Annotated in this window: 9 protein-coding genes and 1 tRNA gene; 3 read left to right on the top strand and 7 right to left on the bottom strand. The window is 56.9% G+C overall.

Features of this window, described 5'->3' with window-relative positions:
* On the bottom strand, positions 1–1,776 hold the full coding sequence (locus tag ABLO27_RS16630) for an acetolactate synthase 3 large subunit (protein WP_353034054.1): 1,776 nt from the start codon (positions 1,774–1,776) through the stop codon (positions 1–3).
* A 646-nt stretch (positions 1,777–2,422) separates the two neighbouring features.
* Between ABLO27_RS16630 and ABLO27_RS16625 the strand changes: the two genes are divergently transcribed.
* Positions 2,423–2,498: transfer RNA gene (locus tag ABLO27_RS16625), tRNA-Lys, on the top strand.
* 54 nt (positions 2,499–2,552) lie between these two features.
* Here the strand turns inward: ABLO27_RS16625 and ABLO27_RS16620 are convergent.
* From ABLO27_RS16620 to ABLO27_RS16605, 4 genes are all read right to left on the bottom strand, one after another.
* Positions 2,553–3,578, bottom strand: coding sequence for a LacI family DNA-binding transcriptional regulator (locus ABLO27_RS16620; protein ID WP_353034053.1), 1,026 nt, complete (start codon positions 3,576–3,578; stop codon positions 2,553–2,555).
* Positions 3,579–3,747: 169 nt separating this feature from the next.
* The gene (locus tag ABLO27_RS16615; protein WP_353034052.1) at positions 3,748–4,998 is read right to left on the bottom strand and encodes an ABC transporter substrate-binding protein; all 1,251 of its coding nucleotides are present in this window, start codon (positions 4,996–4,998) and stop codon (positions 3,748–3,750) included.
* Between the two features lie 167 nt (positions 4,999–5,165).
* The gene (locus tag ABLO27_RS16610; RefSeq protein ID WP_353034051.1) at positions 5,166–7,457 is read right to left on the bottom strand and encodes a glycoside hydrolase family 2 protein; all 2,292 of its coding nucleotides are present in this window, start codon (positions 7,455–7,457) and stop codon (positions 5,166–5,168) included.
* A 149-nt stretch (positions 7,458–7,606) separates the two neighbouring features.
* The gene (locus tag ABLO27_RS16605; protein ID WP_353034050.1) at positions 7,607–9,031 is read right to left on the bottom strand and encodes an aldehyde dehydrogenase family protein; all 1,425 of its coding nucleotides are present in this window, start codon (positions 9,029–9,031) and stop codon (positions 7,607–7,609) included.
* A 358-nt stretch (positions 9,032–9,389) separates the two neighbouring features.
* On the opposite strand from ABLO27_RS16605, the gene ABLO27_RS16600 reads away from it, so the two are divergent.
* Positions 9,390–10,214 carry a sulfurtransferase gene (locus ABLO27_RS16600; RefSeq protein WP_353034049.1) on the top strand — a complete coding sequence of 275 codons (825 nt, stop codon included), beginning with the start codon at positions 9,390–9,392 and terminating at the stop codon, positions 10,212–10,214.
* A 34-nt stretch (positions 10,215–10,248) separates the two neighbouring features.
* On the opposite strand, the gene ABLO27_RS16595 is transcribed toward ABLO27_RS16600, so the two are convergent.
* Entirely contained in the window at positions 10,249–10,551 is a 303-nt protein-coding gene (locus ABLO27_RS16595; RefSeq protein ID WP_353034048.1) for a hypothetical protein, read from the bottom strand.
* 732 nt (positions 10,552–11,283) lie between these two features.
* Here ABLO27_RS16595 and ABLO27_RS16590 point away from each other — a divergent pair.
* Positions 11,284–12,897, top strand: a complete 1,614-nt coding sequence (locus ABLO27_RS16590) for a hypothetical protein (RefSeq protein WP_353034047.1) — start codon at positions 11,284–11,286, stop codon at positions 12,895–12,897.
* Between the two features lie 39 nt (positions 12,898–12,936).
* On the opposite strand, the gene ABLO27_RS16585 is transcribed toward ABLO27_RS16590, so the two are convergent.
* Positions 12,937–14,625 carry an aspartate:alanine exchanger family transporter gene (locus ABLO27_RS16585; RefSeq protein ID WP_353034046.1) on the bottom strand — a complete coding sequence of 563 codons (1,689 nt, stop codon included), beginning with the start codon at positions 14,623–14,625 and terminating at the stop codon, positions 12,937–12,939.
* Between the last annotated feature and the right edge of the window lie 17 nt (positions 14,626–14,642).

Raw genomic sequence — 14,642 nt, 5'->3', positions numbered from 1 at the left:
TTAAACGAGGGATTTGCCTTCGGCGCCGATCGCGTTGGCAACCGCTTCGTCATTGGCTTCATCCGGCAGCAGCATTTCGTTGTGGGCTTTGCCCGACGGGATCATCGGGAAACAGTTGGCGAGATTGGCCACGCGGCAATCAAACAGCACCGGCTTGTCGACTGCGATCATTTCCTCGATCGCGCCATCAAGGTCTCCCGGTTTTTCCACCCGGAAGCCGACACCGCCATAGGCTTCGGCCAGTTTGACGAAGTCAGGCAGGCTTTCGGTATAGGAGTGGGACAGGCGGTTGCCGTGCAGCAGCTGCTGCCACTGACGCACCATACCCATGTACTGGTTGTTCAGAATGAACACTTTGACCGGCAGGCCGAACTGAACCGCCGTCGACATTTCCTGAATGTTCATGAGGATCGAAGCATCGCCGGCGATGTCGACACACAGCGCATCGCGATGGGCCACCTGCGCACCGATGGCTGCAGGCAGGCCATAGCCCATGGTGCCCAGGCCGCCGGACGTGAGCCAGCGGTTCGGCTCTTCAAATCCGTAGAACTGCGCCGCCCACATCTGGTGCTGGCCAACTTCGGTGGAGATGAAGGTCTTGCGGTCCTTCGTCAGCTCATACAGCCGCTGGATCGCGTATTGCGGCATGATGACATCTTCATTCGGGCGGTAGGCGAGCGAATTGCGTCCGCGCCATGCATCGATCTGGGACCACCACGACTTCATTGCCTTGGGGTCGGCCTTCAGCGACGATGAACGCCAGATCCGGACCATGTCTTCCAGGACATGGCCAACATCACCGATGATCGGCAGATCGACATTGACGGTCTTGTTGATGGAAGACGGATCGATGTCGATGTGGATCTTGATCGAATTCGGTGAGAACGCGTCCGTGCGGCCGGTGATGCGGTCGTCGAAGCGCGCGCCGATGCAGACCATCAGGTCACAGTCGTGCATGGTCATGTTGGCTTCGTAGGTGCCATGCATGCCCAGCATGCCCAACCAATTGTCGCCGGAGGCCGGGTAGGCGCCGAGGCCCATCAGCGTTGAGGTAATCGGGAAACCGGTGAGGGAGACCAGTTCACGCAGCAGCTGGCAGGCCTGCGTGCCGGAGTTGATGACGCCGCCGCCGGTATAAAGAATCGGCTTCTTGGCCTTAGCCATCAGCTCGACGGCTGTACGAATGCCGGAGGCATCGCCCTTGACCTGCGGGCGGTAGCTCTTGTGTGCTGCTGCGGGGTTCGGTGTCGGGCCTTCATAGGTGCCGGTGGCGAACTGGACGTCCTTCGGAATGTCGACGACAACCGGGCCCGGGCGGCCGGATGTGGCAACATAGAATGCCTCGTGAAGAATGCGCGGCAGGTCTTCGACATTGCGCACCAGCCAATTGTGCTTGGTGCAGGGACGGGTGATGCCGACCGTGTCACATTCCTGGAAGGCATCGTTGCCGATCAGGTGTGTCGGAACCTGGCCGGAAATGCAGACCAGCGGAATGGAATCGAGCATTGCGTCGGTCAGTGCAGTGACCATGTTGGTCGCGCCGGGACCGGAGGTGACCAGCGCAACGCCTGGCTTGCCGGTCGAACGGGCATAGCCTTCCGCTGCGTGGCCAGCGCCCTGTTCGTGACGCACGAGAATGTGCTCCAGACCTTCCTGCTGAATGATCTCGTCGTAAATGGGAAGCACAGCACCGCCCGGGTAGCCGAAGATGGTATCAACTCCCTGGTCTTTCAGCGCCTGGATGACCATTTCGGCGCCGGTCATTTCCCGTGTCATTCTCTTATCGTCCTTGCATTTCAGGGCCTGAAGTTCAGGCTTTGGCTCTCAATTACTTACTTTAACGCTTCAAACCTGTCGGTGTCGAAGACTCGGGCGGCAAAAGGAAAAAGCACTTTCAGGAGGCGGGTACAAAAAAAGGCCCCTTCGGGAGCCTTGGTCGCGCGCCATCCTGTCCAAACGGGGTCTTCCCGCTAGGAGGCGCGCTTTCCTACCACTACTAGAATGAGCGACATCATCATGTCGTCCCGGTCCTTCGATACTGCAGGTCGTGAAGACCCTGGCTGGACATGGATTGTCGGAAAGTTCCGCCAGAACACCTGCGCCATTTCAATGACTTATTGAGTTATCTGGTCCAAGCCGGTCATGTCCGCCCGGTCTTGACGCGGTGCACACTAGTGAGAGCGCTATGGCGGGTCAACCCCAAATTTCGATTATTGCGCGAAAGTTGCTCAATGTTTTTAAAAGTTTCCTTGTGGCGGTGATCCTGTTGCAATCATTCCGCAAAGACTGTGAAGGAGGAGGTGGTCGGTTTTTGCACAGCAGAATTGACAAAAAAATGTCATGAAACCATTGCGTCCTAAAAAGCTGCGCTATATACACCCTCACTCCGGCGCGCCGCTTCACATCGCGGCCTGCATTGGATGGGTGTGTAGCTCAGATGGTAGAGCAGCTGACTCTTAATCAGCGGGTCTAGGGTTCGAGTCCCTACTCACCCACCATTCTCTCAAATTATTCTCAGACTTCTGTTTATTGGGCAAATGCCCGGCTTGTGGCTATTCGCCGGGTTTCCGGCAGCTTTCGCGCCAGATGATTTCCGAGCCGAGAATGACCCTTTTGGTCGTGATACGCCCTTCGGCGCGCTCCTGAAGCAGCTCGACAGCCGTTTTGCCGATGAGTTCGGCCGGAAGCTTGACGGTGGTCAGGGGCGGGACGAGGTGGCGTGCTGCGGGAATGTCGTTGAAGGCTGCAACGGCGATGTCGTCTGAAATCTGTTTGCCTGCCTCCTTGAGGGCCATATAGGCGCCAATGGCGAGGCTGTCGGTTGCAGCAACGATGACGTCCGGTCGCTTGTCCTGATCGAGAAGATCGCAGGTCAGCTGGTAGCCGTTTTGTGGTGTCTTGCCTTCCTGGCGCACCAACTCCTTGTCGAAAAGGTCATGAGCGACCAGCCACTCCTTGAAAGCGCTGAGGCGTTCCCCTGTCTCAATCGCCTCCGGGTCACTGGCATCGTATCGGCCGCCGATAAAGCCGAATTTCTCGTATCCGGCATCTGCCAGGCCGGTCAAAAGCTTCCGCATGGAGTTTGAAAGGTCATGGCAAACGACATCCAGGTCATACTTTTCATACTCGGCACCAACGAAAACCAGACTGGACGCCTGCTTCAAGATCGGTTGCAGCGTAGCTTCGTCGTGATGGCCAACCACCACGAAGCCGGTTTTCGCGCTTGGCTTCAGACCTCTGTCCTCATTGGAATAATGAACATGGACGGAAAGCCCAACGGCCCGGCAGGCTCTCTCTATTCCGAGGCGCAAGCCGACATAATAAGGGTCGGCCAGTTCCTGTTCGTCGGTCAGGCCTTGCAGAATGACGATTTCATCAAGGTGGGAGTAAGTGGCTTCCGATTTTCCGGCTGTCCTGTGTTTGACGCCGCGGATCTCGTAATTCAGTTCAGCCGCCGTTTCGGTAACCTGGGTTCGGACCTTTTTTGATACGGACAGTGTCGGATCTGCGTTCAGTACCCTGGAAACCGTTGTCGGTGAAACGCCAACCTTTTCCGCAATGTCCTTGATCGTCGCCACGTAGCTTGTCCGATTCCTGTTCTGCTTCTTCTTTGCTCTACCTGATGCTTGATGGCGCATCCGGGTTCTTCAGTCAAATGCCAGCAGCTGACTTGTGCGCACAGTCATGTGGTTTGTGGCGGCAGGGAAGGAGGGGCACGCCTCTGTGCCCCTCACGAGTGTTGCGCGATCAGTAGGCACGCTTACGGGTGCGCTCCAGGCGCTTCAGGATGGCATCAAGGTTGTCTGGTTTTGCCATGAACTCCTGAAATCCTTCCATGCCCACCTTTGCCATCTGGGCCGGGGCGTCGCGGTCGAAGAACTGGGCCAGCGCGTAGGCGTTGCTCAGCATTTCGAAACCCTGACGCATGAACTTGTCATCGGGCACTTCGCTTCTGGAATTCACCGCAAGCTGGCCGAGCTGCTTGCTGATGATCGACTGGTTTTCGACATCGGCAACGTATTTCAGGAAAGCGCGCGCGTTCTCCTTGTTCGCTGCATTTGCCGGAATGTGAAATGTGTTTGCGGGCGCGTCTTCGGCCAGCGGTATGCCGTCGACGATGGCCGGAAACTGGTAGAAGCCGAGCTGTTCATCCGTCAGACCCGCGTCCCGCAAGGGCGGGACGATGAAATTGCCAAGCAGGTATCCGGCTGCTTCTCCCTGGACCAGAAAGGGCAACGCCTCCTGCCAGCTGTAGGATGTGTGATTGTCGATAAAGGCGCCCATGTCGATCAACTCGCGCCACCGCGCAAATACGTCCCGGATCCTGGGATCTTCCCAGCTGACCTTTCCGGCCGTGACGTCCATGTGAAACTCGTAGCCATTCTGGCGCAGGTTCAGGTAGTCGAACCAGCCGGCGGCGGTCCACAGGAACTTGGTGCCTATGGAGAAACATTTCCGGCCGGAATCGAGGATCTTCTGACAATTGTCCTTGAACTCCTGCCAGTTGCTCGGTGGTTCCAATCCAAGTTCGGAGTAGATGTCCTCCCGGTAGTAAACACCCCACTGATAATAGGTGTAGGGGACGCCCCATTGCTTGCCGTCGATGGTCATGGATTTTTTCGTCGAGGCAAGGTCTTCTGCGAGCTCTCCGGTCCATATATCCGACACATCCTCAAACAGGCCGGTTTCGACATAGGGCAGCATGCGGTTGCCCGCAAACCAGGTCGTCACGTCAGGCGGATTGGCGCTCAGGAAGTTCCGGATCTGCGTCTTGTAGGCTTCGCTGTCGATGATGGTGGTCGAGATGTTCAGATCCGGGTGCATCTCCTGAAAGCGATCGATCATACCTTCCATGGCCGCCCGTGGCGCGGGGTTGGACGTATCGAGGAAGATCTTCAGGTCTCCGGTCAGCCTGTCTGCGGCCAGGGCGCCAAAGCTGCCGGCAAGCAGCAGGCCGACGGCCGAAATGGTAGTGCTTAGTCTATGCAATATGTTCATTCTCTTTCCTCCCTTGAATGAACGGGTTGAAACCCGGTCGCATCCGCCGAGGCGGCTTTGGCGACCATTCCGCCGGACAGCACAATCCGTTCCCGGCAGGGCGAGCCTGCTGGGCAGGGAGGGTCACGGCCTTTCCCTGGTGCTGAAGTCAGATGTGACGGGCGTTGCTAAGCGAGTGCCCGGATATGGTGATTGCCCTTGCGTGCTGGCGGCCTTTCACCGCGTTTCGCCTCAAGAACAACTTGCTCCGTTTCAAAACGGCTCGAGGATACGCTTACCCGAATGTTGCCGCTTTCTCCGGTTGCCCGAACCCAGAAGCCGGTTGTGCCACCTGATAGCGGCGAATGTGGTGGCCCAAGACACTCGGCCGGCCCGTCCACCGAGATGGAAATCTGGTCGGAAAGAAACGGCAGAACCTGGCCTGCCTGATCCAGCGCGCGGACAATGATGCGGACTTCCTCACGCTCGTCTGCCTGGAGCACCGTCAAATCCGGAGCAATCTCGAGCCGGGACGCCACGGGTTCTGCAACGAATTCAACGGTTTCGACCACTGTCCCTGCAATATATCCGTTGATGGTCACGCCCTGCCATTTCAGCCCCCATTTCCCCAGTGCGTCATCGGGGACATCTGCTTTGCTGAAGATCACCGGCGGGTGCGGCAGATGCGGGAAGCGCTCGCGGTCACCGCCTTTGCGCAGTCTTGTGCCATCGGAAAACTGCAGTTCAACCTCATCGCAATTGGTCAGGATCATCAGCGGCAGCACGCCGCCAATATCTCTTTCGCCGCGCGACCAGTAGGTCACCGGCTTCATGACCGTACGTTTCTCCGCAGATGTCTGGCTGGCATAGGCGTAGGCGGCGAATTTGGGTTCGCGGAACATCGTCAGAACACCGTGATGGCACACCCTGTCGCCGGAGCCGAAGTCCTTGTGCGTGTTGTAGTCGAACATGCACCAGCCGATGCAACCGGCAATGTTCTGATTGGCGAAGGCTGCATCAATGATTTCCAGGTGACGGGTGACATGTTCTACCTGCCGAAGTTCGTTGTCGCCTGCCTTGGTGGGGAACATATGACCGTTGAATTCGGTCACCAGATAAGGAACATCCTTCTCCAACCCGGTAATCGCTCTCGGCGGCAGCAAAGGCGTGCGTTCCGGCAGGAGATCGCTGCACAAGGAGAAGTCGTTCATGGTGTAGATATCTTCGAGCAACTCGCTGCCCGCATGCTTGCGGATGCCGCATGTCTGGCGCGTTGGATCAAGCTCGCGTGCGAGAGAGTTGGTCGCGGCATAAAACGCGTGATCGTCCTCCGACTCGTTAATCCTCACGCCCCAGGAAACAATTGATGGATGGTTCCAGTCGCGTTCGATCATTCGGGCAACATTGCGAACGGCTTCTTCTTTCCAGACCTTGCCGCCGATGTGCTGCCAACCGGGAATTTCTTCCAGCACAAGGAGGCCGATGCGGTCACAGTGATCCAGGAACCATTTCGATTGCGGATAGTGCGACGTCCGAACCAGATTGCAGCCCAGTTCATACTTCAGGATTTCCGCGTCCTTCTCCTGAGACGCGCGGCCCTGCGCATATCCGGTGTACGGGAAGGACTGATGCCGATTGAGGCCCAAAATCTTGAGAGGTCTGCCATTCAGCCTGAAGCCATCTGGTGTGAACCGGGCGTCGCGGAAGCCGAAGCGCTCCTCGTATGTATCAGTGCCGTGGTCCGTTTCCAGGGTGACTTTGAGTGTGTGGAGGGTGGGAGTTTCGATGTCCCACAGCGTGATATTCTCCAGGTCGGTCAGACGGAACAGGAAGCTGTTTCCGTCTTGAATAGCCTGACTGCTTTCGGCAATTTCATGACCCTCCGCGTCAAGCAGAACGACGCTGACTTTGCCTTCATAGGGGAGGTCTTGCGGATTTTCGATGCGGCCAGTGACGGTTATCGATTTCCTGTCTGCCAGAACGTTCGGCGTTTCAATCTTGACGGATTTCACGAACACGCGGGCGAATGACATCAGCCAGACATCCCGATAAATTCCCGCGTAAGTCAGATAATCAATCCTGCCGCCGAAGGGGGGGATATCAGGATTTTCCGAACCGTCGATGGAAACGGTCAGACGGTTTGTCCCTCGCGTCAGGTGCTCGCTGAGCCGGACACTGAACGGGGTGTAGCCATCGGCGTGATGGATCAGCTCGGTTCCGTTGAGTGAAACACGGGTGTCAGCCATCACGCCTTCAAAGTGCAGGTAGACTTCTCTGTCGGCGAAGTCTTCCTGCCAGGGGATTTGGCGCTCATATTCAAAGGCGCGCTGGTAGGTCGTTTCGTCAAAATAGTTGAAGGGAAGCTCAACCGCGGAGTGCGGGATCGAGATCTCTATCTCACCGCTTCCGGTGTTGTCTTTTGCCTGGGCAAGCGGGTCGCGAAAGAGCCACCCTTCATTCAAACCTGTAATGCGCCGCATAACTCACTCAAGTGCCGTTGAAACCTGTTGAGCGTTGACATTAGTAACGTTACTATTGAGAGTCAAATTATTTACTAAATTTTACTAAATGAAAAAGCCCGACCAATCCGGCCGGGCTTCTTGTTTAATGCATTGCAAGGAGTGCTCCGTCAGGCGACGAGTTTTGCATCGAGGAACTCTTCAATCCCCATCACGCCGCCTTCCTTGCCGATCCCCGACATTTTGACACCCCCGAACGGACTGCCCGCTGACAGGTAGTTCCCGTTCTTGAATACCATGCCCGCCTGCATACGTCGGACCACGCGGGCAAGTTTCTCCGCGTCATCGGTGTGAACATATGCCGCCAGGCCGAAGTCGCTGTCATTAGCTATGGCGATTGCATCTTCTTCCGTGTCGAAGGGAATGAGCACTGCGACTGGGCCAAAAACCTCTTCCCGGGCAATGGCCATGCTGTTGTCGACGCCGGCAAAGACCGTTGGTCGCACATAGTGACCTCGTTCAATACCGTCCGGCTTTCCAAGGCCTCCGGTCAGCAGCTCGGCGCCGTCGTCTAGGGCAGACTGAAGCAGCCTCTGAATGTGGTCAAACTGTCTTCTGTTGGCAACTGGGCCGATGTGATCTCCGGCCGCGCGCGGATCTCCCACAGCAGTCCTGGCGGTCACTTCAGTGGCAGCCAACTTCGCGGTCTCATAGGCAGAGCGCTCTACAAGCAGTCGTGTCGGCCCGTTGCAGTTCTGGCCGGAGTTGGAAAAAAGCCCTTTTAATGTCTGCTTGATACGCGTTGCCACATCGCAGTCGGCAAAGAGGATGCAGGGTGATTTTCCACCCAGTTCCAGTGAGATAGGCTTGATACGTTCAGCGCTAGCGGCATAGATAAGACGGCCAGCCTTGGTTGATCCGGTAAAGGAGACGCAGTCGACATCCGGGTGCGAAACGAGAGCTGCGCCAACGTCGTTACCAAGTCCGTTGACCAGGTTGAACACACCTTTCGGGCATCCAGCCTCGTCCAGGATTTCGGCAAAGAGCATGGCATTGAAAGGTGTGATTTCACTTGGCTTCAGGACCATGGTGCTGCCGGCCGCCAGCGCTGCAAACACCTTCAGTCCAATCTGGTTGAGTGGCCAGTTCCAGGGCGTGATCAATCCGGCAACGCCCTTGCTTTCGCGGTGGAGCTCGTCGCCGTTTGCCAGTCTTTCAATCCATTGGATATCGTCCATGGCCTTCAGGAAAGCGTCTATCTGCGCAGCGCCGCTTCCTGCCTGAACCCCGTAAGAAAGATCCGTCGGACATCCAAGCTCGAGGGTTACCGCGTCGGCAAGATCCCGGCGGCGGCGGATGTAGACGTCCCGGACATTCTCCAGAAGGCGTTTGCGCTCGCTGATGTCAGAAGACGACCACGTTGGAAATGCCGCACGCGCGGCCTTTACAGCGCGTTCGACATCCTCTGCTCCGCCCAGTGCGATTGAACCCAGCATTTCTTCCGTTGCCGGATTTTCAACTGCGAGCCGCTTCGACCCCGAGGGCACTACCCATTTCCTGTCGATATAGAAGCTTTCCGGATGTTGGACGATCATGCGTTTCTTTCCCTTCTGAAGGTGATTTGAAGGCGATAGGGAAAGATGACACCTTTTTCAACACTGAATTTTACTAAAGATCAGTTGCTTTTTTGGCAATAATCAAGGTCGAGCGGGCTCCCGCTGTGCGCATGAAGACAGCAGACCAACTCGATTGCATACTGGCGGTCCTCGGGCATTGAGCAGACGATGCCAGCTGTTTGGGAAAGCATTGCAGCGGCTGGAGCTCATGGTCGCCAATTCGCAAAACATTCAGGAATGCCACAGACGCAACCAGGCTGGACACTGGCATACACAGGTGTGGCATAGTTCAGAAGACCGTTTTTTTGATCGTAAATTTTTGCACGGAGCTGAGCCCATGACGTCCCTGGTTAATTGCGATTGGGTTGCCAGACACGCATCCGATCCGAAAGTCCGGCTGATAGAGATCAACTGGGACGGCCTTGACGACTATGAAGCCGCACATGTTCCCGGTGCGCTGGGCTGGAACTGGAAGGAGGCGCTATGGGACCCGCTGGAGCGCAACTTTCCGACCGAGCACGACTTTGCAGCCCGTCTTGGGGACGCAGGTATATCGGCTGACACGACGGTGGTGTTCTACGGTGCGCCGGTGCAATTCGGGACCTATGCGTGGTGGGTCTTCAAGCTGTTCGGGCATGCCGATGTCAGGATGCTTGATGGCGGCAAGGTCAGGTGGCAGCGGGAGGGCCGTGCCGTAACGCGGGACATTCCTAGAGTTGAGGCGACAAGCTACACCATTGGGCTGGGAGCCGGGCATATCAGAGCGGGGCGGGAAGAGGTCAGAAAAGCGAATTCAGAAACTGGCACGGTCATTCTCGATCACAGATCTCTCGAAGAATATTGCGGTGAACGGGTGGGGCTTCCCGGAAAGCCCGATGTCGGGGCGGAACGTTATGGGCGGGTGCCAGGAGCCCGGCACGTGCCTTTCGACAGTCTTCTCAACGATGATACGACGTTCAAGTCTCCCGAAGAGATCCGGGAGATTGTCTCCAAATTCGTCACGTCCCCGCGTCAGAAGGTCATCTCATATTGCCGGCTCGCACACCGGGCGACCCTGGCCAGTTTTGCAATGACCGAGCTGCTCGGTTTTGAAAATGTCAGGGTCTATGACGGGTCGTGGACGGAATGGGGCAGCATGGTCGGGATGCCTATCGAGCGCTAACCTGGCACTCCGCTGGTCGCGAAAAGGCCGGTGGCTACCGGAGCGACGCCACGATCTCTTCCCAGACCGCCACAGGATCATGGTTGTCAAACAGTTTGCCTGCCCGGGTGAACCAGTAAGCCGCGTTTTCCTGATCGCCTTCGATCAGGTGGCAAAGCGCATGGACCCAGTCGTGAGACTTCTCGCCTTCAGCACCTTGGCAGATGGCGTGTGCCTTTTCCCATTCCGGCCCAAGCTGCCAGTCGCCTTTTTTGAGCCACCACAAGGCTTTCATCGGGGGCGTGAAGTCTGCAGGTGGATTTGCGGACGAACAGTCCATATGTGTCTGCTCAGTCATCTGAATTTTTCCCTTTCAATGTCAAAATGGACGTGGATTTCGGCGCCAGTTTGCTGGCCTCCTCCAACTGGGTTCTCAAGCGGCAGCGATGGATTTCTCCTGTGAAAATGAAAATCACTGATCTCGAAATCGTTCGTCCATCCCTTTCGAAAAATCGAATTCTGCCGCCAATCATTGATCTCTTCGTCAGCACATCCATGCCCGGAACGTCGTGATCGTTTTGGACATCGGAGCAGGCTGAAGGAGCTTCTTTAAATGGCAGCTAGGAATTGTGTGCAACCGAGCGTAGGTTCAATTGCTGGCAGGGTCCAGAGTTTTTCATTTTTGAAGATGACGGCCGGATCTGAAGGTGGGATGCGCCAACTTCTCAGTATCTGCCATCCATTCAACATTGAGTGCGTTTGGAAGCGACTTAAGCAGTATCCGTTGGTTAGCGCATGTCGGCGCGGCGGCATCGCTGTGTGACAAGTCTGCAGGAATGCTGCCTACGCCGGCAACAATGAAAACTCTGTGCTTGGCACTTGGCGCGTTTCCCCGCTAGCATCCGATTGCACGACCTGCGCGTACAAATTGCGTCAGTCAATCCGAAGTTTTCAAAAGCGAGGATCTGGGATGAATGCAGGGCACGGGACAAATGCAGTGATGAAGCTGCACCGGCGAACCGATCATGCAGGGGAAGCGGGGTGCTTTTCGTCAGGGGGGGATAGCGCACGGCCAAGCTCCGGTCGGTCCATGCGGACAATCTTGACCTTCGGTTTTCTGGCCATCGGCTTAGTGCTGCACCCTGCGGAAGTGGCAGCGAACACTTCGCTGGAAGACGTTCGCCGAATTCTAAACGATCCGGAACGGCTTCCTCTGATCGTCGAAAAGCGCCGGAAGGCGATATCGGAATACTACGGATCGGAGGAAGCCGAACTCCTGTGGCTGGATCAGGCGCGCGGCGAGGAGCTCACGCAGCTGATGAAAGCAGCCGGACAGGAAGGTTTGCGACCGGAAGACTATCCGCATGAAGTGCTTGTTGAGGCATCCGGCTCCCTGTCAGGTGAGCTAACGCCGTCTGAAGCCGCATGGGTCGAGCTTCTCTATACCGGGCATTTTCTGGACTTCGCCAATGATCTGCGAGCGGGCAGGGTGTCGCCGCGAGTGCTCTATCCCGATGCCTACATGCCTTACAACTCGATCGACGGTCATGACGCTTTGCAGCGTCTTGCAACGTCCGAGGACCTTGATGGCTTCGTCGCAAGCTGGCAGCCGCAAGACGATACATATCAGCGCCTCAAAGGCCATCTGCAGCACCTGCAGAACATCAGGGAAAGTGACGGCTTTACCTACCTGGAGCCTGGCGAGAATCTGATCGCCGGACAGTCAGACACCCGGATACCGGCATTGCGGCGACGTCTTCATGAAGGCGGGTTATTGGCCGAGGCGACGACAGATGAAACCTTTGACAAGCGACTGGCCTTTGCAGTCGCCCAGGCGCAGCACAGATACGGATTGCCTTTGTCCGCAGAAGTCGATGCCGCCTTGATCAAGGCGTTGAATATCCCTGTCGATAGGCGAATTGAGCAGGTTTCCAACGCAATGGAGCGTATCCGCTGGATCCCCAATGAATATGCCCGGCTGCAGCTTTTCATCAACAAGGGCGAGAACCGGTTTGTCTTTCTGGAAGACGGGCGCGTCATCCAGGAAGGGGCGGCGTATGCCAATTGTCCTGACCGGAATTACGCGACGACGGCAACAACCATCGAGGCGGTTACATTCCACCCCACCTGGCGGGTTTCGTGGGAGTTTTTCGGAAAGGAGTTGCTTCCACGCCTTCAGAAGGACCCCAAGGAAGTCGAGGAAGCTGGGTATTACCTCAGGCGCAGCGGTGCAGAAGTGCCGCTGGACGCCTTGCCGTGGAACCAGGCAACCCTCAAGGATTTGCGAAGGGCTCCCAATCGGGAGCAATACGCGCTTTTTCTCCCGTCGTCTGAAGAGAACCCGCTAGGCGATTATGCCTATCGCCTGAGGCAGGAGCAGCGGTTGTCCCTGTTCGATCTGGCAGAAGCACCCGAGGGCGACACCTATTGCAATCCCTATCTTCCCAAGACGGCATTCGGCATTGTCGACGGATTGGACATCCTGGAACACATCATCGAGCCGAGAGTTTTTCCCGAAGAAGGGTTGTCCAACAGGATCTCGCGTCGGGACACGATCACCTTTCCCGCCCGCGGCGGCTTGATGGCGGTTGTCTCGCACCAGTCGGTCTGGGTCCAGCGGCAAGGAATTATCCGCTTTGGAAACGACCCGTACCTGGAAGATGCAAGACTGACGGCAGCGTTGTCGGGACGACCGAAGCCCTGAGCCGGGCGACAGTTGCGTATCGTGAAGCAAACATCATGACTACATGATCATGATCAGTGTCCCGGCGAGCGTCAGCAGGACATTGGCCAGCGCATAAGTGCCCGCGTATCCGAGGGCAGGGACTGTGCTCTTGGCCGCCTGCTGCACAATGCCGAGTGCCGGGGTACTGGTCATGGCTCCGGTCAAGGCGCCAAGCAGCAAGGCCGGGTTCATCTTCAGCGCCAGACGCCCGAAGCCGTATCCGGCCAGCAGTGGCAGGCAGGTAACGACCACGCCGCACAGAAACAGGACCGGTCCGACAGAGCCGACGGCTTCGACAATACCTCCGCCGGCGTTGAGACCAACACCGACCATGAACAGAAGCAGCCCCAGTTCCATCAGGATGAAGCGGGCAGCTGCGGGCATTCTGCCGAAAGTCGGGCGGTTGGCTCGCAGGAAGCCGACGCAAATTCCGGAGATCAGCAGACCGCCGGCTGTTCCCATGCCGACATCGACATTGCCAAGCTTGACGGTGATCTGGCCGATGATCAGACCGAAGACGATACCGGCGGCAAAGGTCAGCAAGTCGGTTTCAACCGCCTTGCGGTCTTCGGCTCCCACCGCAGCCACCATGCGATCAAGCGCGTTTCTCTCTCCGGCGACCACCATGACGTCACCGCGCTGAACGACCGTGCCCGGGCTGAGCGGCATTGCGATCTGCGAACGGGTCATTTCTGTCAGGTAGCAGCCGAATTTGGTGTAGAGGCCGACCTCACTGAGGGGCTTGCCGACCACTTCCGGGTTGGTCACCACAACCTCGGCAACATCGACAACGGCATCCGTCAGATCCCTGTCCAGAACTTCTCCACTCAATCCGTAAAGTTCTCTTGCCTTGGCGTGTTCTTCCGGCGTTGCAAAGACTGCAATCTTGTCGCCCAGCTCGATCACTGTTTCGAATTGAGGGGTGATGATCTCGTTGCCGCGTTTGATGCGGTAGATCGATTTCAGACTGACATGGGGGCCTGCCGTTGCTTCCAGAATTTCAGAAATGGTCTTGCCCTGATGGGCTTCGTTGCTGACCAGATAAGCCCGCAGGATCGGTCGGGCCACATGTTTTTCGTTGGACTTGGTGCTGAAGCCGCGTTCTTTCGCGAAGGCTTCAGCGGCTGCGACCAGGTCGACCCGAAGCAGGTTCGGCAGCATTTTCACGACCAGCAACAGGCCCACGGTGCCGAAAATATATGTGATGGCGTAGGCGACGCTGATGCTCTCAATGAGGCTGTCGGCAGATGAGCCCTGGGGCGGCGTAACAAGGCCGGACGACACGGCATTTTGCGCACCGACAAGCGTTGGCGTGCTGGTCAGACTTCCGGCCATCAGCCCGGCGGCAAACGTATTGGGCAGGTCAACCAGTCCGGCCAGTGCGAGAACCAGCAGGAACGAGCCGGCTGCCATGAACACCGTCAGGACCAGGTATCGCGGTCCGTCCTGGCGAAGAACATTCAGGATTTGCGGACCGGCCTGCCAACCGACAGAATAGATAAACAGTGTGAAGCCAATCGATTGCACGATCGGGTCAATCTTATAACCGTAGTGACCAAACAGCAGCGCGCACAGAAGGACGCCTCCGGTTACGCCAATTTCAAACCGTGCGATCTTGATATTGCCGAGCAGGTACCCGATCGCAATAATCGTGAAAATCACCAGAACGGAATCCTGATGGAAAATCTGCGCAAAATCGATTGTCATCGCAGCTAAAAACTCAT

It is taken from the genome of Roseibium sp. SCP15, assembly GCF_040329435.1.
Taxonomy (GTDB): domain Bacteria; phylum Pseudomonadota; class Alphaproteobacteria; order Rhizobiales; family Stappiaceae; genus Roseibium.
This window is presented reverse-complemented; position numbering and strand designations above follow the sequence as displayed.